At 64.0% G+C, this 21489-nt stretch carries 18 protein-coding genes; 14 read left to right on the top strand and 4 right to left on the bottom strand.

Going from position 1 to position 21489, the window contains the following annotated elements; all coding sequences use genetic code 11:
• The first annotated feature begins 38 nt into the window (after nt 1-38).
• The 7 genes from ABMA59_RS00665 to ABMA59_RS00635 all read left to right on the top strand — a co-directional run bounded on the left by ABMA59_RS00665 (nt 39) and on the right by ABMA59_RS00635 (nt 7528).
• Nucleotides 39-1952, top strand: coding sequence for an AAA family ATPase (locus ABMA59_RS00665; RefSeq protein ID WP_349003364.1), 1914 nt, complete (start codon nt 39-41; stop codon nt 1950-1952).
• The gene (locus ABMA59_RS00660) at nt 1945-2367 is read left to right on the top strand and encodes a peptidoglycan-binding domain-containing protein (RefSeq protein ID WP_349003363.1); all 423 of its coding nucleotides are present in this window, start codon (nt 1945-1947) and stop codon (nt 2365-2367) included. The genes ABMA59_RS00665 and ABMA59_RS00660 overlap by 8 nt, the downstream gene beginning before the upstream one ends.
• Nucleotides 2368-2438: 71 nt before the next feature.
• Nucleotides 2439-2687: a type II toxin-antitoxin system Phd/YefM family antitoxin gene (locus tag ABMA59_RS00655; protein WP_349003362.1), complete on the top strand. Its 249-nt coding sequence runs from the start codon at nt 2439-2441 to the stop codon at nt 2685-2687.
• A 5-nt stretch (nt 2688-2692) separates the two neighbouring features.
• Nucleotides 2693-3103 (top strand): type II toxin-antitoxin system VapC family toxin, encoded by a 411-nt coding sequence (locus tag ABMA59_RS00650; RefSeq protein WP_349003911.1) that lies wholly within the window; start codon nt 2693-2695, stop codon nt 3101-3103.
• Between the two features lie 16 nt (nt 3104-3119).
• Entirely contained in the window at nt 3120-4406 is a 1287-nt protein-coding gene (locus ABMA59_RS00645; RefSeq protein WP_349003361.1) for a DUF6638 family protein, read from the top strand.
• Between the two features lie 51 nt (nt 4407-4457).
• Nucleotides 4458-5579: a DUF2333 family protein gene (locus ABMA59_RS00640; protein WP_349003360.1), complete on the top strand. Its 1122-nt coding sequence runs from the start codon at nt 4458-4460 to the stop codon at nt 5577-5579.
• 269 nt (nt 5580-5848) lie between these two features.
• Entirely contained in the window at nt 5849-7528 is a 1680-nt protein-coding gene (locus tag ABMA59_RS00635; RefSeq protein ID WP_349003359.1) for a formate--tetrahydrofolate ligase, read from the top strand.
• Nucleotides 7529-7688: 160 nt separating this feature from the next.
• Here ABMA59_RS00635 and ABMA59_RS00630 read toward each other — a convergent pair whose 3' ends face one another.
• Entirely contained in the window at nt 7689-8519 is an 831-nt protein-coding gene (locus ABMA59_RS00630; RefSeq protein WP_349003358.1) for a hypothetical protein, read from the bottom strand.
• Nucleotides 8520-8821: 302 nt separating this feature from the next.
• Here ABMA59_RS00630 and ABMA59_RS00625 point away from each other — a divergent pair, with 302 nt between their 5' ends.
• Nucleotides 8822-10162, top strand: coding sequence for a glucoamylase family protein (locus ABMA59_RS00625; RefSeq protein WP_349003357.1), 1341 nt, complete (start codon nt 8822-8824; stop codon nt 10160-10162).
• Nucleotides 10163-10228: 66 nt separating this feature from the next.
• Here the strand turns inward: ABMA59_RS00625 and ABMA59_RS00620 are convergent, their stop codons facing one another.
• The 3 genes from ABMA59_RS00620 to ABMA59_RS00610 all read right to left on the bottom strand — a co-directional run bounded on the left by ABMA59_RS00620 (nt 10229) and on the right by ABMA59_RS00610 (nt 12560).
• A complete protein-coding gene (locus tag ABMA59_RS00620) occupies nt 10229-10783 on the bottom strand; it encodes a sugar O-acetyltransferase (RefSeq protein ID WP_349003356.1) in 555 nt (184 codons plus the stop codon).
• Nucleotides 10784-10825: 42 nt separating this feature from the next.
• A complete protein-coding gene (locus tag ABMA59_RS00615; RefSeq protein WP_349003355.1) occupies nt 10826-11611 on the bottom strand; it encodes an SDR family NAD(P)-dependent oxidoreductase in 786 nt (261 codons plus the stop codon).
• Nucleotides 11612-11714: 103 nt separating this feature from the next.
• A complete protein-coding gene (locus tag ABMA59_RS00610) occupies nt 11715-12560 on the bottom strand; it encodes an alpha/beta fold hydrolase (RefSeq protein ID WP_349003354.1) in 846 nt (281 codons plus the stop codon).
• 169 nt (nt 12561-12729) lie between these two features.
• On the opposite strand from ABMA59_RS00610, the gene ABMA59_RS00605 reads away from it, so the two are divergent.
• The 6 genes from ABMA59_RS00605 to ABMA59_RS00580 all read left to right on the top strand — a co-directional run bounded on the left by ABMA59_RS00605 (nt 12730) and on the right by ABMA59_RS00580 (nt 21411).
• Complete coding sequence (locus ABMA59_RS00605) at nt 12730-14928, top strand: esterase-like activity of phytase family protein (RefSeq protein ID WP_349003353.1); 2199 nt, start codon at nt 12730-12732, stop codon at nt 14926-14928.
• A gap of 136 nt (nt 14929-15064) precedes the next feature.
• Nucleotides 15065-16117 carry a M14 family metallopeptidase gene (locus ABMA59_RS00600; RefSeq protein WP_349003352.1) on the top strand — a complete coding sequence of 351 codons (1053 nt, stop codon included), beginning with the start codon at nt 15065-15067 and terminating at the stop codon, nt 16115-16117.
• A gap of 488 nt (nt 16118-16605) precedes the next feature.
• Nucleotides 16606-18795, top strand: coding sequence for an anthranilate synthase (locus ABMA59_RS00595; RefSeq protein ID WP_349003351.1), 2190 nt, complete (start codon nt 16606-16608; stop codon nt 18793-18795).
• Between the two features lie 146 nt (nt 18796-18941).
• Nucleotides 18942-19850, top strand: a complete 909-nt coding sequence (locus tag ABMA59_RS00590) for a cation diffusion facilitator family transporter (protein ID WP_349003350.1) — start codon at nt 18942-18944, stop codon at nt 19848-19850.
• 172 nt (nt 19851-20022) lie between these two features.
• Entirely contained in the window at nt 20023-21105 is a 1083-nt protein-coding gene (locus ABMA59_RS00585) for a WD40/YVTN/BNR-like repeat-containing protein (RefSeq protein WP_349003349.1), read from the top strand.
• 18 nt (nt 21106-21123) lie between these two features.
• Nucleotides 21124-21411, top strand: coding sequence for a MoaD/ThiS family protein (locus ABMA59_RS00580; protein WP_349003348.1), 288 nt, complete (start codon nt 21124-21126; stop codon nt 21409-21411).
• Nucleotides 21412-21489 lie beyond the last annotated feature (78 nt).

Here is a 21489-nt window from a genome sequence, read left to right as displayed (position 1 = left end):
AAAGCGGTCAAGTACCGGCCCATCGATGGGAGAGTAAGATGGACGCCGGCCTGACCACGATCGCCGAAGCCGATATCGAAAAGCACCGCTCCATCGCGCAGTCCATGATCACCCGCGTCGTCGTACTGGAGGATCAGTCCGGCCAGTCCGGCACGGCCCTGGCCGGCACCGGCCGCCGCTTCGTCTCCACCGTCTCGACCGGTTCGGTGCGGCGCACCCGCGAGGTCGAACTGACCAAGACGGTGGCGGCGATCCGCCCCGACGACCAGTTGATGTCGATCGGCCAGCACACGCTGCTGTTTCGAGCGCGGCGCGGGCTGGCAGTGGCGCTGGCGGTCGCGGATGTTTTTGCAAAGAGCACCGATCTCGAGGCGCTGCAGGCTCGGAATGCCCGCGCGCCGCTGGAGGGCGACGACGCGGCGCAGTTCAAGAAACTTCTGTCGGCAGCGGCTTACGTCTCGGCATTCTCCTTCGCCTCCTATCTCTGGCAACTCATCGACAGCGACGGCGAGGCCCCGAACGACGTGGCCGAACCGCATTTCGTTTTCGACACGCCGCAGGATGCATTGAAGGCGCTGGTCGCCGGCCTCGACCAGGCGGTCGCCGGCGTCAAGGACGAGGCCGACCTCGCAACCCGCGCAAAAGCTTTCGCCCGCGTCGCCATAGACGGATTATTGTCGCGAAAAGGCCGCTTCGACGGTGCGCTCGGCGCCTTCGAGGATGCACATATCCGCATCGATGCCGACGATTTCACGCTGGACGGCTTCGACGTGGCGCCGGGGCGCAAGACAAAACCGCTGGTGATGACCTTCAAGAAGCCGGAAGAGGTCGTCGGCAACCACATTGCCAAATACCAGTCGGTGAAGCTGGCAAAAATGTTGATGGCCTATGATTTCGACCGGGAGCTCAATCCCTTCGTCGAACTCGGCGGCTTCCTGTTCACCTTCATCGGCGACGGCGCGCCGGGCACCGGCAAGACGACGCTGATCCAGATGATCGCCGGCCTGGTCAACGGCTACGCGCAGGTTGCGGGCTACCCCTTCCACTACGAGAATTTCGGCGTCGACCAGATTTCGTCCTACCAGGGAAAATCCGGCCAGAACTGCCGGCAGTTCATCACCAACGTGCTCGACCCCCGCGCCATCGGCTTCGGCACCATCGACGACATCGACCAGGTGGCGGCGAAGCGTTCGGACGACCGGGCTTCGGCCGGCCAGCAGGAGATCACCGGCGTGCTGATGGACGCGTTCGCCGGCGCTGGAACGGTGGTGCGCGGCAACTCAACCTTCGGTATGTTCTCCAACTATCCCGAGAACGTCGACGATGCGCTGCGCCAGCGCGCCGGCGCCCGCTGGCTGGTCGACGGACCGCAGACGAAGGACGACTACATCGACATTTTTGTCCTGCTCGCCGGCAAGAACCACAAAATCCCGCTGGGCGATCACCAACTCTATGCCGCTCAGGAAATCCAGCGAGCCGTGACCGAAGCCTATGAGGAGCACGCCAAGCCGCGGGAAGACGGTCTGATGAAGGTGTTCGAGCGCTTCACCAAGGAGAATGGCGAGCCTAAGACCTTGGCCGACGTCGGCGAGTACCTCCACATGATCAAGGAAGCCGAGCCCCGCTTCACCGGCCGCGCCATCAAGAACGTCACCGATGCGATAAAAATGCGGGCGATGGACATCGAACTTCCCGACGACTGGTTCGAGAAACCGGAAGTCTTCATGCACAAGGGCTACGACGAGAAGAAGGCGATGATCGAGGAACTGCGCGGGCCGTTTTCCATGGACATGGTCGTGCAGGAGATCAACCGCTACGCCGATTCCGAATTCCGCTACTCCGACAAGTCGGACGATGCGGCGGTGAGCAAGCTGATCCGGGATGCGCGGCTGCGCGAGCGGGCAGTGAAGGAGATGGAGGAACTGAAGGCGAAGGGGCTGTGGGATGCGTAGGAGCCAGCGAGGCATCGCATTCAGCCTGGCGATAGCGCTTCTGGCTCTCTCCGCTTGGAGCCTTGCGGCACGAAGCGTCGATCTTGGGCTGCTCGGCGAAGCCCAAGCCCAAGCCCAAGAGATTGACGTGCGCTCGGAACTGGCGATCATTCAAGCACACTTTGCCGGCGGCGGTCCACAACTGGTCAACGCTCAGACTGCGCTAAAGGCCTACGGCGTCTACTCGGGAGCGCTGGATGGGAAATGGGGGCCACGGACGAGAGAAGCGTTTCAAGCAGTCCTCAAGACCTACATCGCAATTGGAGGTCGAGGACGCGACTGGGGTATTAACAAACCTGAGGATACGCAAAGGTTGATCGACTGGACGCTATCGGCCGCAAAAGCCAACCGCGAGGGGTCGGAGTTTCCAGACTAGCTGCTCAAGGGATTGAAAGCTCGCGACGGCGACGCTAAATTCTGGCGTGGCTGGCTAGAAACGGTGTAACTATGCGTGAAGTCGGAACATTGGAGGCGCGGAACTCGCTGAGTGCCCTTCTGGAACTCGTCGAGCACGGCGAGGAAATCACGATCACGCGCCATGGAAGGCCGGTGGCACGGTTGGTGCCTGCGCAGGTGCGCGATGTCGAGAAAGCGCGGCAGGCAGCGCGCGATCTTCTGGATATGCGCAAGGAGGTAAGGCCTGACCCCGAGGGTCTCACCATACGTGACTATATCGAGATGGGTAGGCGCTATTGAGTGTAGTGCTCGACTGTTCGATCGCGTTGAATTGGGTCATGCCTGACGAGAACAGCCTTCTTGCAGAGACGGTTCTCCAGCGCGTTGCTGTTGACGGCGGGACCGTGCCGGCATTGTTCAGGATCGAGGTCGGCAACGCGCTTCTTCTTGCCGTGAGACGAAAGCGGATCACTACCGAATTTCGCGGGCGCGCGTTTGAAAGGATCGGCGCATTGCCCCTGAAGCAGGATGCGGATGGTAGCGACTCCATATGGACGAATTGCGTCGATCTGGCGGATACGCATGGCTTGTCGCTTTACGACGCGACCTATCTGGAGCTGGCAAAGCGCCTAGGGTTGCCACTGGCAACGCTCGATGCGCGTCTGGCGAATGCCGCAAGGCAAGCGGGCGTCGCGTCTCCCTTACCGGACGCCTGAAGGAGTCGGATAGGACATGGACCTCCTGCGCGACAACGAACTGATCTACGGCCGACTGCTGCCGGTCGAGGAGCCGCATCTGGTCGAGCGCTACAACAAGGCGCTGACGGCCTTCGGCCTGCCGCCAACAAAACGGACGTCGTTCGAGATCGACCGCACAGGTTTCTCGCCGCAGGTGGCCGACGAACTCGGCGATCCGCTCTATCTCGACCCCAACGAGGTCAACCGCCGCTTCATCATCCTGACCCCCGCGCAGGCCGACCTGCCGGTGGTCCACACGGCCTTCTCCAACACCTCGCAACTCATCTACGAATTCATGACCAAAAACCAGCGCGCCATCAACGCGCTGACCATCAAGGACGTGATCTACGGCGAGATCGAGGATTCGGTCACCAAGGTCGAGGACATCGAGGACCTGCTGTCCATCAACCAGGTCGAGTTCCGCGTGCTGTCGGCAGAGGACGTGCTGGGTAAGGCGGCCGAACTCGGCAAACTGGTCGACCGGCTGAAGCAAGAGCCGGAAGCCTGGCGCGACGACGACATGTTGAACCGCATGGTCGAGTTGGCGAAAGTCTGCGGCGACATCCGCGAGAATGCGCTGGTGCCGGACCAAGTGATCTTCCGCCACAACGCCTTCTGGACCAGCCATTTCGGCGGCATCTATGTCTTCGTCGATTCCGACGTGACGACGGTGATCAGCGATCCGTCGGCACCAGGGTTCCGACGCTCGCGACCCTGGCAGGTCAGTTATCTCTCCACGGGAGACGCCGAGAAGGTGTTCGCCTTCCTCGCCTCCAGCGGCCGCCTCGAACTGCCGCGCGCGTCCTGGATCGAGACGTCGGGTTATCTCGAGCACCGCGCCGAGATGCTGATCGCCTCGCTGATTCACCAGACCGATCCGGTCGCCGATTTCGCAAAGGCCGACAAGGTATGGCTGCAGGCGTGGATCCACGGCCACGCCGAACTGATCGGCCGGGAGGGAACGTTTCCCTTCCTCAACGCGGCGAAACGCGAGATCGCCCAGCTCGGGCAGTTGCGCATCGAGGACGTGTTCCCGAAACACCGTTTCCTGGTGGTGCGCGCCAGACCCGACCACCCAGATGCCTGGCTGACAAACCGGCTGATCTCCGATTTCGTGCCATATGATTTCGTCGCGCGTTATGTCTTCAACAAACAGGGTTTTTATCGCGACTACGAGGGCTGGAATGAAAGCTTCCGGGCCTATGTTGTGAACACGCTGAAAACCTCATATCTGAAGGACAAGGTGGGGTTGCGCACGCGCCTCTACGGTCTGACGGACTGACCCAGAACATGCCCGGCGACGGGCGCCGGTCCGCGAGGGAGTAAAGACGGGATGCTCGATCCGATCGTGAATTTCTTCACCTGGATCTTCCAGATGATCGGCAAGGCCATCGGCTTTGTGATCGGCATCATCCTGTGGCCGTTCATGTGGTTCGGCCGCTGGTACATGCAGAGCGGCTGGATCCTGAAGCTGATCTTCGGCGCGGCGATCCTCCTGCTGGTCGCGCTCTACGGCCGCTTCGTCTACGTCACCCAGGTGTGGAACGGCTTCAACCCGAACTATGTCGACGCCTACAGTTTCGAGAAGCGCAACGTTTCGGCCGGCGAGCAGTTCGCCGCCGGCTCCGGCACGGACTCTTCGCGCACCTGCGGCCGCTCGGCCATCGCCGATGTCTCGGCCGACCTGATCCAGTTCAACGTCAACGACAATGCCTGGATCTCGTCGATGATCCTGTACAAGCTGGGTTTCTTCGGCATCGACTGGGACAACACGCCGTTCATGGACAACAAGGCGTCGTTCCAGCGCGGCATCAACCAAGCGATCCGCCGCACCACCACCGAACTCGCCGACAATCTCGGCCGCGTGCGCACCACCTCGCAGATCGACAACGATCTTCAGGACGCCCGCGGGAACATGCAGTTCGACGAGGAGACCTGGTATTTCGGCCTGCAGCCCTTCGGCCCCAAGACGCCGACGCCGAGCTATTATCGCGACGCCATCGCCAAACTGCGGTCCTTCAACAGCCGTCTGGAAAAGTGCCAGACAGTGTTCGACGCGCGCGCCGACAATCTGAAAATCTATCTCGACCGCATTGCCAGCGACATCGGCTCGACCTCTGCGCTGCTGAAGGATCGCGCGGAGAACTACAATTACGGCTTCTTCGACCCGCGCGCCGACGACCGCTTCTGGTTCGCCTACGGCCAGCTCTACGCTTATTACGGCCTGATGAAGGCCGCCGAGGCCGATTTCGAAGACGTCATCAAGCAGCGCAACCTGACCAATCTCTGGCAGACGATGGACGCGCAATTCGTGGCCGCGCTGAAGATCCAGCCCTGGCTGATCGCCAACAGCAGCGAGACCGGTATCTTCGCCACGCACCTGACCACGATGGGCTTCTACATCCTGCGCGTGCGCTCCAACATGGTGGAAATCAGCAACGTGCTGGCGCAGTAGTTGAGTAAATAGCGAATAGCGAATAGCGAATAGCGAATAGCGAGAAGGGTCTCTGGGCACGTTGGGATCGCTAGCAGATACCCGCACGGGCGGCGCTCGCCCTATTCGCTACTGCCTATTCGCTATTCGCTCATTTCCCCTGTCGCAATCCGTGCATCGGGCGGCTGTTTTGAGACGGCGCGAAATCGCGGGCTCGGGCTTCTATGCGCGCCGGAGAGAGGCGGAGTGTCCGCCGCGACAAACACCTGAACCGAATCCCGGGGAGTCCTATGGCCGAGTTCAAATCCGACATCGAGATCGCGCGCGCCGCCAAGAAGAAGCCGATCCAGGAGATCGGCGCCAAGATCGGCATTCCGACCGAGCACCTGCTCCCCTACGGCCACGACAAGGCGAAGATTTCCGCCGAGTTCATCAAGGAACAGCGTGGCAAGCGCGACGGCAAGCTGATCCTCGTCACCGCCATCAACCCGACGCCGGCCGGCGAAGGCAAGACGACGACGACGGTCGGTCTCGGCGATGGTCTCAACCGCATCGGCAAGCGCGCCATCACTTGCATCCGCGAGGCTTCGCTCGGCCCGAACTTCGGCGTCAAGGGCGGTGCTGCCGGCGGCGGCCTTGCTCAGGTCGTTCCGATGGAGGACATGAACCTCCACTTCACCGGCGACTTCCACGCCATCACGACGGCGCACAATTTGCTGTCGGCGCTGATCGACAACCACATCTATTGGGGCAACGAGCAGGGCATCGACATCCGCCGCGTGGTGTGGCGGCGCGTCATGGACATGAACGACCGCGCGCTGCGCGAGATCATCTGTTCGCTGGGCGGCGTCGCCAACGGTTTTCCGCGCGAGGCCGGCTTCGACATAACCGTCGCTTCGGAGGTCATGGCGATCCTCTGCCTCGCCAACGATTTGAAAGACCTGGAAAAACGCCTCGGCGACATCATCGTCGCCTACCGCCGCGACAAGACGCCGGTCTACGCCCGCGACCTCAAGGCGGACGGGGCCATGGCCGTGCTGCTTAAGGACGCCATCCAGCCGAACCTCGTGCAGACGCTGGAGAACAACCCGGCCTTCGTGCATGGCGGCCCCTTCGCCAACATCGCGCATGGCTGCAACTCGGTGGTCGCCACCACGACCGCGCTGAAGCTCGCCGACTACGTGGTGACGGAAGCCGGCTTCGGCGCCGATCTTGGTGCGGAAAAATTCTTCGACATCAAATGCCGCAAGGCCGGCCTGAAACCGGCGGCGGCGGTCATCGTCGCCACGGTCCGCGCCATGAAGATGAATGGCGGGGTGAAGAAGGAAGACCTCGGCAAGGAGAACATCGAGGCGGTGAAGAAGGGCTGCGCCAATCTCGGCCGCCACATCGAGAACGTAAAACAGTTCGGCGTGCCGGCGGTGGTCGCCATCAACCATTTTTATTCTGACACCGAAGCCGAGATCGCGGCGATGCGGGAATATGTCGAGGCGATGGGTGAGGAGGCGATCCTGTGCAAGCACTGGGCGCACGGCTCGGCCGGCATCGAGGAATTGGCACACAAGGTGGTGCAGCTTGCCGAGAGCGGTGCCTCGCAGTTCGCGCCGCTCTACCGCGATGACATGAAGCTGTTCGACAAGATCGACACGATCGTCAAGCGCATCTATCGTGGCTCGGAGGCCATCGCCGACAAGTCGGTGCGCGACCAGTTGCACCAGTGGGAACAGGCCGGCTACGGCAATCTGCCGGTCTGCATGGCCAAGACGCAATATTCCTTCTCGACCGACCCGAACCTGCGCGGCGCCCCGACCGGCCATGTGGTGCCGGTGCGCGAGGTGCGGCTGTCGGCCGGGGCGGGTTTCGTCGTGGCGATCTGCGGCGAGATCATGACCATGCCCGGCCTGCCCAAGGCGCCCTCCTCGGAAAAGATTTTTCTCAACGAGATGGGCCAGATCGAGGGGCTGTTCTGATCCGGCCAGAACTCCGAGAGGCACGATAGCCGGTCAGCCTGCCAAGGTTCGACCGGCCAAAAGGCCCGGGCATTTTCGGACAGCAGCCATCGCCCCGCGACGCGGAAAAAATCCGCGCGGGCCGTTTTTTTCCGATTGCGATGCCCGGCTGGCGGTGGCGTCAGGACGTGTCGGGCCGCTCCAGCGCGTGGACGGCCAGCGCATGGGCGTGCGCCAGAATCTCGTCTATCTCGCGGATGTTGCGGGGATGCGTCGCGACCGGGTCGTAGCGCGACAGCCGGCCGCCGGGCGGACGCCCGGGCCTGAGCGGCGACAGGCGCCGGATGCGGCCAGTGCCTTCTGGTTTCTTGAGCGCCGCGTCGCGCCGCGCCTTCCAGCGGGCGAACCGCTTTGCCTGGCCCGGCAAATCGTCGAGCGCCGAGGCGAGCACCTCCAGCCGGCGGGCCAGCCGCGCCGCATCGACCGGATCGTCTGGCGATGGCGGCGGCGGCAGCGGCGTGAACCGCGCATAGGCGTCGAACCCCAATATGCGCGGCACGCTGGTGGCTGCCGGCCGCCATGCCCGCGTGTTCCACCGCCACGCCGGATCGACCAGCGGCAGATTTTGCGCGCCCGCGGCGGATTTCGGACGTCTCTTCGGCCCTTTCGGCATGAAGGCGCGGGCCCCTCGCAGGACCGGGGATTTTGGCTTGCGCGGGCGCATCGGCGGAAGAACGATGCCTTGCGCCACCGCGATGATCAGCCGGCGAACCGCGGCTTCGGCCGGAAACAGCAGTTTCAGGATGGCGCGGTGGAGATGACGAGGAAGGCTAAGTGCCGGGGACAGTTTACTTTTTTCCGCCCGCACCAGCCTTGAAGCGACCGCGCCCTTCCGCGGAAAGAAAGTAAACTGTCCCCCGGCGCCAAGCCCCATCTCGGCCATGGCGACGAGCATGGCCAGAATGCGCTTCAGCGCCTCCCGGTTCTTCTCGACTGCCGCACTCCACTCCATCGCCGCTTCCTTCCGACACACGCGGCGGGATTATAGCCGAGGCGGAAATGGCGGGGATAAGTTTGAGGAAAATAATCCTGTACATACATTGACAGAACTCCGGCCCCTCCACAGGGAAGCGAACGGTTTCGTGAGCGTCGTTCGGCGCGGCCTGCTCGTCAGATGACGGCAAACTGCATATCGACCGCCGGCGATGTGCCAGGGTCAGTTAGGTGCCCTGCGTGCTTGACTTGCGGCGGGTCGCATGGATGCTCGTTGCCACCCTTAGAGCAAGCCGCCCCCGCCACGCAGGCCGACAGCCCATGCTAAAACATTCCGAAACTTCCGCCGACGCGCTCTTTCATCCGGGCGATGAGGCGATGCTGTCCTCCTTGCAGCGCGACACGTTCGATTATTTCGTCAAGGAAACCAATCCCGAGAACGGGCTGGTGGCCGACCGAGACCACGAAGGTGCGCCGGCCAGCATCGCGGCGGTCGGCATGGCGCTGACGGCCTATCCCGTCGGCGTGGCGCGCGGCTATCTCACCCGCGCCGAGGGGCGCGCCCGCACGCTGACGACGCTGCGGTACTTCTGGCAACTGCCGCAGGGGACGCGCGAGGACGACAGCGGCCATCGCGGGTTCTTCTACCATTTCCTCGACATGCACACCGGCCGGCGGGTCTGGAACTGCGAACTGTCGACCATCGATACGGCGATCCTCATCGCCGGGGCGCTGGCCGCCGCCTGCTATTTCGACGAGCCCGACCGGGAAGAGACTGAGATACGCGAGCTTGCCGACGCGCTTTACCGGCGTGTCGACTGGCGCTGGGCGGAAAATGGCGGCGAGACCGTCGCGCTCGGCTGGAAACCGCGCAGCCGCTTCCTGAAATACCGCTGGCACGGCTATGACGAGTCCATCATCATGCATGTGCTGGGCCTCGCCTCGCCCACGCATCCCCTCTCTCTTCACGCCTACCATGCCTATCTCAGGAGTTTTCACTGGCGCATGGTCGAGGATCAGGAATACCTTCACGCCGATCCCCTCTTCATTCATCAGCTCTCGCATATCTGGATCGACTTTCGCGGCATCCAGGACGATTTCATGCGAAGGCACGGCATCGACTATTTCGAGAACAGCCGGCGCGCCACCTATGCGCAGCGCGCCTACGCCATCCGCAATCCCAAAGGTTTCGTCGGCTACGGCGAGAACTGCTGGGGCATCACGGCGAGCGACGGCCCCGGCCCGGCGCGGCGGCGCATCAATGGCGTGCGGCGGAGTTTCTACGACTACCTGGCGCGCGGCATTCCCAATGGACCCGACGACGGCACGCTCTCGCCCTGGGCGGTCGCAACCTCGCTGCCCTTCGCGCCCGAGATCGTGCTGCCGGCGCTGCGGTATCTGCACGAGATCGGCCTGCGCGAAACCTGCGACTACGGATTCACCGCCAGCTTCAATCCCACCTTCGGCGCCGGCCGCGGCCACCGGGCGGGATGGATCGCGCCGGAAACCATCGCCATCAACCAGGGACCGATGGCGCTGATGATCGAAAACCATCGCTCGGACTTTTTGTGGACGCTGATGCGGCGCTGCAAGCCGATCGCCGACGGCCTGCGGCTTGCCGGTTTTAGCGGCGGCTGGCTGGATGGCGGGAGCAGCGGTTGACGCGCCAGCGGGTGCGCGGAGCGGCGATTGCCACGCGACGGCGGCCGCTGCACGGCAACGGGGCCGTCAGCCGCCTCCGATCCGCCGCGCCGGATTGCCCGCCACGGTCGCCCCATCGGGCACGTCGCGGGTGACGACCGAGCCGGCGCCGACGATGGCGTTGGCGCCGATGCGTACGCCGCCCAAGATGATAGCGCCGCCGCCGATCCAGGCGTTTTCGCCGATATCAATCGGCCGGGCGATCTCCAGCCCGGCGCGCCGCTCGGCGGCGCCTTTATGATGCTCGGCACAGTAGATCTGCACCGAAGGACCGATCAGCGTTCCCGAGCCTATACTGACCGGCGCGGTGTCGAGGATGACGCAGCCGGCATTGAGGAAGACGCCGCCGCCGAGCGAAATGTTGGACCCGTAGGCGCAGTGGAAAGGCGCCTCGATGCGGGCGCCCTCGCCCGCTCTCAGCAGATTTGCCAGTGCGGGTCCGATATTGCCGCGATCTCGGGGTGACAGCGAATTATGCTCGAACACGGCGTCGCGGGCCGTTTCACGCAGCGCTTCCAGTTCGGGATCGAGACAGACATACCATTCGCCCGCCGCCATTTTTTGCCGTTCGCTTGGCGCCATGCGGGTTCGTCCTGCTGTCCGGCAACTCCGATGCCGGCCTGCCTAAGGCATCAACTGCCCGCCATTGACCTCGATCACCTGGCCGCTGACGTAGCCGCTGAGCACCTTCGACGACAGGAACAGATAGGCGCCGACGCAATCCTCCGCCGTGCCGGCGCGGCCCTGCGGGATGCCGGCGATGCCGGCCTTGATCTGTTCGGCGGTCGAATAGCGTTCGTGGAACGGCGTCAGGATCAGGCCGGGCGCCACGGCGTTGACGCGGATGTCGTGGCCGATCAGTTCCTTGGCCATGCCGCGGGTGACGTTGGAGACGAAGGCCTTGGCCGAGCCGTAGATGCCGGCCCCGGGGCCGGCGCCGTTGCGGGCGGCGACCGACGAGGTGTTGACGATGAAGCCGCCGCGCTTCTTCAGCCACGGGATCGCCGCGCGCGTCGCGGTGACCACCGAGCGGGCGTTGAGGTCCATGACCTTGTCGTATTGCTCGTCCGTCATCTCGGCAAACGGCACGCGGCCGAGCATGCCGCCGGCATTGTTGACAAGCCCGTCGAGCTGGCCGAACTGCGCGGCCGTGTCTTCCACGACGCGGATCACATCGGCGGAAACGGAAAAATCGCCCCGCACCGGAAAGACGTTGCCGCCGCCGTCGTTGAGCCGTGCGGCAAGGGCCAGCGCGACGTCGTGGCTGGCGTTGTAGTGCAGCCCGACGCGGCAGCCTTGCGCGGCATAGGCTTCGACAAGCGCCGCGCCGATGCCGGTCGAGCCGCCGGTGACGAGCACGACCTTGCCGGCGAGGTCCGGGATCATCAGGCGGGACGGGGAAGCGGCCATGGCAAGGTCTCCTGTGCGAGCGAGGGGCAGGCTTCGTCTGTCCGCTCGCTAGGTTTTATATCGGTTGAAAGGCTCAGCCGAAAGACCGCGTGGGAAGCCTTGGCTACTTTGCGTCGATGAAATCGCGCACCGCCTTGTTGTATCCCTCCGGATCCTGGAGCAGCGCGAAATGGCTGACGTCGGGCAGTATGATCAACTTCGCGCCCGGTATGGCCGAGGCGATGTCTTCCGTGTGCTTGCGCTTGATCACCTCGTCATGGTCGCCAACGACGATCGCCGTCGGCACTGCGATCTTTTCCAGTCTTTTCCAGTCCCAGGACGGCTGGGTTTCCCACATCAGGCCCATCTTCTTTAGGAAGTCGTCGTATCCGTCCGGCGTCCTCGACAAGCGCTTGTAGTCGTTGCGGCTGCGGCCGATATAGGCCACGAAGGTCTTGCTTTCGAACCCCTTGGGATCGATTCCGCCCGTGGTCACGTTGGCCGCCTGCGCGAACAGCCGCGTAAGCCGATCCGGATGGTTCATGGCGATGTCGATGCCGATGATGCCGCCGTCGCTCCATCCGACCAGCGCTGTCCTGCCGATCTTGAGATGGTCGAGCAGCGCGATATAGTCGTCCATCATGAGGTCGTAGCCGAACGGTTCGCCGTTGCGCGTCGACCGGCCGTGCCCGCGGCTGTCCGGAACGATCACCATGTGGTCCCTGGCGAGATCGGCGACCTGGCTCGACCACAGGTCGCCATGGCCGAGCCCGCCATGGATGAGCAGGACCGGCTCGCCGGAGCCGAATACCTGATAATACATCTCTATGCCTTTCACTTTGGCACAGCCGCTTTCGGTTGGCTTCGGCATGGGCGCGGGTTCAGGCAGGGTCTGCCAGCGTTCCTCCGCGAACGACGGGCTGGCGACGGCAACAAGCGCGGCAGCGGCAAGCACTTTCACTAGTTTCATGATTACCCCCCAAAGGTAAAACGCAGATCAACTGCCTTCCCGCGAACTTTGTCAATGGAGGCAAGAACAAAGGGGAATTTATCGTCATAAAATTGTCATTGAACCTTCATGCCGCTGCAACATGCGTTGCGCAAAGCAGGCGCGCACTCCAGATTCATGAGAGGGTTCCATGTCCACAAAATCGCGCCTGCTGGCGCTGACCGCCACGCTTCTCGCTTCCGCGGCACTGCCCGCTCACGCCGACATGATGTTCAACCGCGTCGCCACCTTCGCGGTCGCCGACAACCTGCCCGAGGCGGATCGCGCCTCGCCGACCTCCTCCGAGATCATCTCGGCCAGCGAGGACGGCAACACGCTGGTCTATTCCGACAGCCCGCATGGCGGCATCGGCATCATCGACATCACCGATCCGAAGGCGCCGAAGGCCGGCGGCTACATCAAGCTCGAAGGCGAGCCAACATCCGTCCTGATCGAAAACGGCAAGATCCTGGCCGCGGTCAACACCTCCAAGTCGAAGGCGGACCCGTCCGGCAATTTGTCGGTCATCGACCTCGCCGGCAAGACGGTCGAGGCGACCTGCGACCTCGGCGGCCAGCCGGATTCTGTCGCCGTCAGCAAGGACAAGGCCTGGCTGGCCGTCGCCATCGAGAACGAGCGCGACGAGGACGTGAACGACGGCGAAATCCCGCAGATGCCGGCCGGCAATCTGAAGATCCTGTCGCTGAAGGACGGCGCGCCGGATTGCGCTGGTATGAAGAGCGTCGACCTGACCGGCATCGCGGAAGTCGCGCCGGAAGACCCGGAGCCCGAATTCGTCGCCTTCAACGATGCCGGCGAGATCGCCGTGACGCTGCAGGAGAACAACCACATCGCCATCGTCGATGCCGCTTCCGGCAAGGTGGTCAAGCATTTCTCCGCCGGCTCGGTCGAACTGGAGAACGTCGACACCAAGAAGGACGGCGCGCTTTCCTTCGACGGCAAGGTCAAGGCGACGCCGCGCGAGCCCGACGCCGTCAAGTGGCTGGACGACAATCGTTTCGTCATCGCCAATGAGGGCGACTACAAGGGCGGGACGCGCGGCTTCACCATCTTCAACAAGTCAGGCGAAGTCGTCTACGAATCCGGCCCGGCCTTCGAATACGAGGTTGCCAAGGTCGGCCACTATCCGGAACACCGAAACAAGAAGGGCGTCGAGCCGGAAGGTCTCGAGGCCGCAAGCTTCGGCGACGAAAAACTGTTCTTCGTCGCCTCCGAGCGCGGCTCGCTGGTCGGCGTCTACAAGGACACCGGCGCGGTGCCGCAATTCCTGCAGGTGCTGCCGTCGGGCATCGGCCCCGAGGGCCTGGTCGCCATCCCGTCGCGCAACCTGCTGGTCACGGCTAACGAGACCGATCTCGGCGAAGACGGGCTCGCCCGCTCGCACGTGATGATCTACGAGCGCGCCGAAGGCCCGGCCGCCTATCCGATGATCACCGCCGCACCGAAGGAAGACGGCACCCCGCTCGGCTGGGGCGCACTCTCCGGCCTCGCCGCCGACCCGGCCAACCCCGGCAAGCTCTATGCGGTTTCGGACTCGGTCTACACAGCCGCGCCGGCCATCTTCACCATCGACGCCACGCAGACGCCGGCCCTCATCACCGGCAAGACCATCGTGACGCGCGGCGGCCACCCGGCCCAGAAGCTGGACCTCGAAGGCATCGTCGCCGACGGCGAAGGCGGCTTCTGGCTGGCCAATGAGGGCGACGCCGCCAAGCTGACGCCGCATGCCGTGCTGCATGTCGACGAAAAGGGCGCGATCGACAAGGAGATCCCCTTCCCGGCAGCCCTGCTGGCCGGCGAGACCCGCTTCGGCCTCGAAGGCATCACCATTGTCGGTTCCGGCGACGACCTGACGCTGGTCATGGCCGTGCAGCGCGAGTGGAAGGACGACCCGAAGGGCCAGACGAAACTGCTTGCCTACAAGCCGAAGGCCAAGGAATGGTCGGCCGTACGCTATCCGCTCGACGCCACCGAGGCCGGCTGGATGGGACTTTCCGAGATTACCACCCATGACGGAAAACTCTACGTCATCGAGCGCGACAACCTGATCGGCGATGCCGCGAAGGCCAAGAACCTCTATTCGGTCTCGCTCGAGGCCTTCAAGCCGGTTGCGCTCGACGGCGAACTGCCGGTGGTCGAGAAGACAAAGGTGCGCGACCTGATCCCCGATCTCAAGTCGGCGACCAACGGTTATGTCGTCGACAAGGTCGAAGGTTTCACCATCGACGCCTCCGGCAATGCCTTTGTCGTCACCGACAATGACGGCGTGGACGATTCCTCCGGCGAGACGCTGTTCCTGCGCCTCGGCAATATTGCCGCGGTGAACTGATCTTCTGGCAGGGCGGCGGTTTCTTTCGCCGCCGCCCTTCCTCATCTTAGGCTGGCCCAGACGATCGCGCGCCGCGGCCGTTGCAGGGTTCTTGCGGACCGGCCATTGTCGCCCCACAATTTGAGTGGGTGACACCATGCAGAAAACCATCGAGACCATTCCGGGCGACACCGAGGGCGTCGCTTACACCTTTCCGGTGTTCCGCTTCGAAGGCAGCGATCCGGCTGCCCCGAAAGCCTACCTCCAAGCGGCCCTGCATGCCAGCGAACTGCCCGGCACCGTTGCCATCGACGCGCTGATGCCGCAACTGCGCAGGGCGGAAGCGGAAGGCCGTATACGCGGCGCGATCACGGTCGTGCCGCACGCCAATCCGGTCGGCCGCGCGCAATATCATTTCGGCTCCGTGCAGGGCCGCTTCCATCTCGGCACGCGCACCAATTTCAACCGCGACTTTCCGCTGCTGGAAAAGCCGGATGCCTCGGCCCTCCAGATGAAGGGCGGCACGGTCGATGAACGGCTGAAGCACCGGCTGCTGCAACTCTCCGTCGGCCACGAAATCGTGCTCGACCTCCACTGCGACGACGAGGGAGTCGATTATCTCTACGTGCCGAAGGCGCTGTGGCCGGGCATGGAGGATTGCGCGGCGGCGATGGGCGTGGCGGCAGTAATCCTGTGGGAGGGTTCGTCCGGCGCGTCCTTCGACGAAGCATCGCTGCATCCCTATCTCCAGATGCCGGCGCAGCAAGCCGGACTGGCGCGGCGCGCCGTGACGACCGTGGAATATCGCGGCCTGCTGGATGTGGATCGCAAGCTGGCGCAATCCGACGCGGACGGGCTCTACCGCCTGCTGGTCGCCCGCGGCGTGATCGAAGACAAGGCGCTGCCGCCACTTGGGCCATTTGCCGGACTGGTCGCGCCGATCGAGAACATCGAAATGGTCACGGCGCCCCGGCCTGGCGCCATCCTGTTCGACGTGGCGCCGGGCGACCGCGTAAGAAAAGGCGACCGGCTGGCGACCATTGTGCACGCCGCCGGCGAGGAAGGTGGCTCGACCGACGTGTTCGCGCCGCAGGCGGGCTATATCTTGACGCGAGTCGTCCGCCGTTCGACTTATGCCGGCGACGATCTGGTGAAGCTGGTCGGCGATACCAAGAGCGCGAGCGCACGAGAGGGCGCGCTGGAGGATTGATACCAGCCAGTATTTTTGACCGTCGGCGCGCCAACCGCTGTGAACGGCAGGGCAATCGCATATGAAGCACCCCCACCCCTAACCCCTCCCCACAAGGCGGAGGGGAACCCGGCGGCGATGCGCTGTTCCCACCGTCACCGGCCTTGCTCGACAGGGCGGCCGGCGAATCCCGCTCCCCCTTGTGGGGAGGGGTTAGGGGTGGGGGTACAACACGCTACCCTGCGGTGAACGGGGCTTAGAATCCCAGCAGGGGATCCGAAGGATGGGGGGATTGGCGTCCGGAATCCGCTTGCTCCACAAGATATTCGCCGCTATGGAGTCGGCCATGCATATCGTCTCGATCAAGACCATTTGGTGGTGGGCCTGCTGACAGCGGCCTGCCGAGACGCGTGCGCGTAAAAGAGGGAGTGGCCGCAGGAGAAGTCCGGGCGGCCATTTGTTTTTGATGCCTATCCGGACCTCGGCGCGGCGAACGGATGGAGAGACGAATGTCTGTCGAGATCCTCGACAACGGTGCCGAGAAATTCGTGACGTCGGGCGGGATATCGATCGTCCGGCAGCGCCATGACACGCCCTACAAGGGCGCGATCGAGGCTTATGTCGACGGCCTGAACAGCCGGCGCGGCGCGGTTTTCTCGTCGAACTACGAATATCCGGGGCGCTACACCCGTTGGGACACGGCGGTGATCGACCCACCGCTGGTGATCTCTGCGCGCGGCCGCTCGATGCGCATCGAGGCACTGAACAGCCGTGGCAAGGTTCTGCTGCCGGTCATAGCCCGAACGCTACTACCGCTGAAGGACATTACCCTTACCCAGACCACCGAACACCGGCTGGCGCTGAAGATCGCCGAGCCGGGCCGCGTCTTCACCGAAGAGGAGCGCTCCCGCGTGCCCTCGGTGTTCACCGTGCTGCGCGCCATCACCGCGCTGTTCCACAGCGACCAGGATGCCAATCTCGGCCTTTACGGCGCCTTCGGCTACGACCTCGCCTTCCAGTTCGACCCGGTCGAACTGTCGCTGAAACGCGCCGAGAGCCAGCGCGATCTCGTGCTCTTCCTTCCCGACGAGATCCTGGTCGTCGACCACCACTCGGCAAAAGCCTGGCACGACCGTTACGACTATTCCGGCAACGGCTTCGACACGACCGGCCTGCCGCGCGACAGCGTGGCGGAGCCGTTCAGGACGGCCGACCGCATCCCGCCGCGCGGCGACCACGAGCCCGGCGAATATGCCGAGCTTGTCAGGAAGGCGATGGAGAGGTTTCGGCGCGGCGACCTGTTCGAGGTCGTGCCTGGCCAGATGTTCTACGAGCGCTGCGAATCCCTGCCGTCCGACATTTCGCGGCGGCTGAAGCAGATCAACCCGTCGCCCTATTCCTTCTTCATCAATCTCGGCGAGAACGAGTTTTTGATCGGCGCATCGCCCGAAATGTTCGTCAGGGTGAACGGCAGGCGCGTCGAGACCTGCCCGATCTCCGGCACGATCAAGCGCGGGGAGGACGCCATCTCGGACAGCGAGCAGATATTGAAGCTGCTCAACTCCAAGAAGGACGAATCCGAACTGACGATGTGCTCGGACGTCGACCGCAACGACAAGAGCCGCGTCTGCGAACCGGGCTCGGTGCGCGTCATCGGCCGGCGCCAGATCGAGATGTATTCGCGCCTCATCCACACGGTCGACCATATCGAGGGCCGGCTGCGCGAGGGCATGGACGCCTTCGATGCATTCCTCTCGCACGCCTGGGCGGTAACGGTGACCGGCGCGCCGAAATTGTGGGCCATGCGCTTCATCGAAAAACACGAAAAAAGCCCGCGCGCCTGGTATGGCGGGGCGATCGGCATGGTGCATTTCAACGGCGACATGAACACCGGCCTGACGCTGAGGACCATCCGCATCAAGGACGGCATCGCAGAGGTGCGCGCCGGCGCCACATTGCTGTTCGACAGCGTGCCCGAGGAAGAAGAAGCCGAAACCGAACTGAAGGCATCCGCCATGATTTCCGCGATCCGAGACGCCAGGGCCGGCAACGCCGCCGCCGGCGACCGCAGCGCTGCCCGCGTCGGCGACGGGGTGAACATCCTGCTGGTGGATCACGAAGATTCCTTCGTGCACACACTGGCGAATTATTTCCGGCAGACCGGCGCCAATGTTTCGACCGTGCGCACGCCGGTGCCCGAAGAAATCTTCGACAGGCTGAAGCCCGACCTGGTCGTGCTTTCACCCGGCCCCGGCACGCCGAAAGATTTCGACTGCGCCGCCACCATCAGGAAGGCGCGGCAGCGCGACCTGCCGATTTTTGGCGTATGCCTGGGCCTACAGGCGCTGGCGGAAGCCTATGGCGGCGAGTTGCGCCACCTGCATATTCCGATGCACGGAAAGCCCTCGCGCATCCGCGTGTCGAAGCCGGGCGTCATCTTCTCCGGCCTGCCCAAGGAAGTGACCGTCGGCCGCTACCACTCGATCTTCGCCGATCCGGTGCGGCTGCCCGACGATTTTGTCGTCACCGCCGAGACCGAGGATGGCGTCATCATGGCCTTCGAGCACCGCAAGGAGCCGATCGCGGCGGTGCAGTTCCATCCGGAATCGATCATGACGCTCGGCCAGAACGCCGGCATGCGGATGATCGAGAACGTCGTGGCGCATCTGCCGCGCAAGGCCAGGGAAAAGGCGGCCTAATCCAATTGACTGCGCAAATGACACCCCCCTCTGTCCTGCCGGACATCTCCCCCTCAAGGGGGGAGATCAGCCAATCGCCGGCGTCGCCACTGCCAATCTCCCCCCTTGAGGGGGAGATGTCCGGCAGGACAGAGGGGGGTGCATAGATGCCCTCCAAGCAGCGCGTCGCCACCCTCGCCTTCTGGTCGATCATCGTCGCTTTCGGCGTGCTCGGCCTGAAGGCGTTCGCCTTTTTCATCACCGGTTCGGTCGCGCTCTATTCGGATGCGCTGGAATCGATCGTCAACGTCATCGCCTCGGCGGCCGCTTATTGGGCGATCCAGGTGAGCCACAAGCCTGCCGACAGCGACCACCAGCACGGGCACCACAAGGCCGAATACTTTTCGGCTGTGCTGGAAGGCGTGCTGATCGTGCTTGCCGCGTTGATGATCGTCGCGGCGGCCTGGGAGGCGCTGCTGCGTCCGCAGCCGCTGCAACAGCCGTGGGAGGGCCTTGCCGTCAACGGCTTTGCCGCCGTCATCAATGCCGGCTGGGCATGGCTGCTCATCCGGACGGGCAGGCAGGACAAGAGCCCGGCGCTGGTCGCGGACGGCCATCACATCATGACCGACGTGGTGACATCGCTCGGCGTCATCGCCGGCCTCGTCGGCGTCGTGCTGACCGGCTACAGCATCCTCGACCCGCTGCTGGCGATCCTCGTCGCCCTCAACATCCTCTACCAGGGCTGGCAGGTGATCAGTGGTTCTCTAAGCGGCCTGATGGACAAGGCGGTGCCGCTGGAAGACAACATGCACATCCGAGACATCATTTCGGCGAACTCCAAGGGGGCGCTGGAAGTGCACGATTTGAAGACGCGCACCGCCGGCCGCGCCACCTTCATCGAGTTCCACCTGATCGTCGACGGCGACATGCCGGTGCGCGAGAGCCATGTCATCTGCGACCGCATCGAGGACGCGCTGAGGGCCGAAATCCCGTCGGTGCGGGTGCTTATCCATGTCGAGCCGGACGACGAGGCGAAACTGCCACGCGGAACCAGCGCGGTGCCGTTTGCGTAACGGCTTTCGGCGCCCATGCGCCGGATCGAAAAAAGCGTTAGACTTTCCAGCGGCGATGTCGGCTTCGAATGCCGCCATTCGTCCTCGCTCTGTAGGAGCGAGGCGAAGGGCCATCGCTTTCGCGGCCCGACTGGAGACGACGGCCGCCTGTCATCGCGCGGAGGAAGTCGACGTGACACAGAAAACCCTTGTGCTGTTGGGAACCAAGAAAGGCGCCTTCATCGCCGAGAGCGACGCGGCGCGGAAGGATTGGACGCTGAGCGGCCCGTTCTGCGAGACTTGGCCGATGAACCATGTCGTCGCCGACCCGAATACCGGCACCATCTATGCCGGCGGCGGCAATGAATGGTTCGGACCGGCCGTGTGGAAATCCACCGATCTAGGAAAAACCTGGACGCATTCGAGCGAGGGCCTCGCCTATGAGGAAGGCAAGGAGCCGGTGAAGGCGGTGTGGAGCCTCGCCGCCCGCAATGGCAGCCTCTATGCCGGCGTGCAGCCGGCCGGGCTGTTCCACAGCGACGATGGCGGCCAGACATGGTCGCATATGGAGGGACTGCAAAAGCATCCGTCGCGCGAGCATTGGCAGCCGGGCGGCGCCGGCCTCATGCTGCATTCGCTGGTGGTGGATCCCCAGCACGAGGACAAGATCTGGATCGGCGTGTCGGCCGCCGGCGTCTTCCATACCGCCGACGGCGGAAAGACCTGGGAACCGCGCAACCGCGGCACCCGCGCCGATTTCAACCCCGACGACCAGAAATATCCTGAATTCGGCCAGTGCGTGCATTGCGTGGTGATGGCGCCGGGCAAGCCGGAGCGGCTCTACCAGCAGAACCATTGCGGCATGTATGTCAGCGAGGACGGCGGCAGGGAATGGAAAAGCATCGAGGCTGGCCTGCCTTCCACCTTCGGCTTTCCGGCCGCCGCCCATCCGCGCGATCCCGACACGCTGTTCCTGCTGCCGCTCAACGGCGATTCCGCCGGCCGCTACGTGCCCGACGCCAAGGCGGCCGTCTGGCGCACCCGCGACGCCGGCAAGACGTGGCAGGACATGCGCGAGGGTCTGCCGCAGCACAACGCCTATTTCGGCGTGCTGCGCCAGGCGATGGCGACGGACCGGCACGAGCGGGCCGGCGTCTATTTCGGCACCAGTTCCGGCTCGGTCTATGCGAGCGCCGACGAGGGCGAGAACTGGATGCCGATCGCCGAGCACCTGCCGACGGTGCTGTCGGTCGAAACGCTGATTGTCGACCGGTAGGCGGCGGGAGGCAGCAAGATGGACCGCGTTCAGGGAAGCGCCCCGGTCCGGGTGAGACTGCCTGGGCCACTGGTCGACCTGTTTCCTGGCTCAGTGCGGCGCCTCGAGGTCGAGGCGCGCACGGTTCGCGAGATGATCGAGGCGCTGAACGACCGTTGGCCGGGGATGCGCGACCGGCTATGCGACACCACGCCGGCCATCCGAAAACACATCAACGTCTTTGTCGACGGCGAGCGAGCGAGACTGGAGACGAAGCTTGAACCCGGCACGGAGGTTTTTATCCTGACGGCAATCAGCGGGGGATAACAGTGTCCGGAGACGTGGATGGACCATCCGATGTGCGGGCATTGGGCGGGCCGGCCGGAGCCGGCTCGTCGCTCGCGA

Source organism: Mesorhizobium yinganensis (assembly GCF_040081985.1).
Taxonomy (GTDB): Bacteria; Pseudomonadota; Alphaproteobacteria; order Rhizobiales; family Rhizobiaceae; genus Kumtagia; species Kumtagia yinganensis.
This window is presented reverse-complemented; position numbering and strand designations above follow the sequence as displayed.

Coding starts and splice junctions, on each gene's coding strand:
- ABMA59_RS00595 (WP_349003351.1), top strand. CDS start 16,606: ATGTCTGTCGAGATCCTCGACAACGGTGCCGAGAAATTCGTGACGTCG.
- ABMA59_RS00590 (WP_349003350.1), top strand. CDS start 18,942: ATGCCCTCCAAGCAGCGCGTCGCCACCCTCGCCTTCTGGTCGATCATC.
- ABMA59_RS00645 (WP_349003361.1), top strand. CDS start 3,120: ATGGACCTCCTGCGCGACAACGAACTGATCTACGGCCGACTGCTGCCG.
- ABMA59_RS00640 (WP_349003360.1), top strand. CDS start 4,458: ATGCTCGATCCGATCGTGAATTTCTTCACCTGGATCTTCCAGATGATC.
- ABMA59_RS00665 (WP_349003364.1), top strand. CDS start 39: ATGGACGCCGGCCTGACCACGATCGCCGAAGCCGATATCGAAAAGCAC.
- ABMA59_RS00615 (WP_349003355.1), bottom strand. CDS start 11,611: ATGGCCGCTTCCCCGTCCCGCCTGATGATCCCGGACCTCGCCGGCAAG.
- ABMA59_RS00635 (WP_349003359.1), top strand. CDS start 5,849: ATGGCCGAGTTCAAATCCGACATCGAGATCGCGCGCGCCGCCAAGAAG.
- ABMA59_RS00600 (WP_349003352.1), top strand. CDS start 15,065: ATGCAGAAAACCATCGAGACCATTCCGGGCGACACCGAGGGCGTCGCT.
- ABMA59_RS00630 (WP_349003358.1), bottom strand. CDS start 8,519: ATGGAGTGGAGTGCGGCAGTCGAGAAGAACCGGGAGGCGCTGAAGCGC.
- ABMA59_RS00580 (WP_349003348.1), top strand. CDS start 21,124: ATGGACCGCGTTCAGGGAAGCGCCCCGGTCCGGGTGAGACTGCCTGGG.
- ABMA59_RS00655 (WP_349003362.1), top strand. CDS start 2,439: ATGCGTGAAGTCGGAACATTGGAGGCGCGGAACTCGCTGAGTGCCCTT.
- ABMA59_RS00605 (WP_349003353.1), top strand. CDS start 12,730: ATGTCCACAAAATCGCGCCTGCTGGCGCTGACCGCCACGCTTCTCGCT.
- ABMA59_RS00660 (WP_349003363.1), top strand. CDS start 1,945: ATGCGTAGGAGCCAGCGAGGCATCGCATTCAGCCTGGCGATAGCGCTT.
- ABMA59_RS00610 (WP_349003354.1), bottom strand. CDS start 12,560: ATGAAACTAGTGAAAGTGCTTGCCGCTGCCGCGCTTGTTGCCGTCGCC.
- ABMA59_RS00620 (WP_349003356.1), bottom strand. CDS start 10,783: ATGGCGCCAAGCGAACGGCAAAAAATGGCGGCGGGCGAATGGTATGTC.
- ABMA59_RS00625 (WP_349003357.1), top strand. CDS start 8,822: ATGCTAAAACATTCCGAAACTTCCGCCGACGCGCTCTTTCATCCGGGC.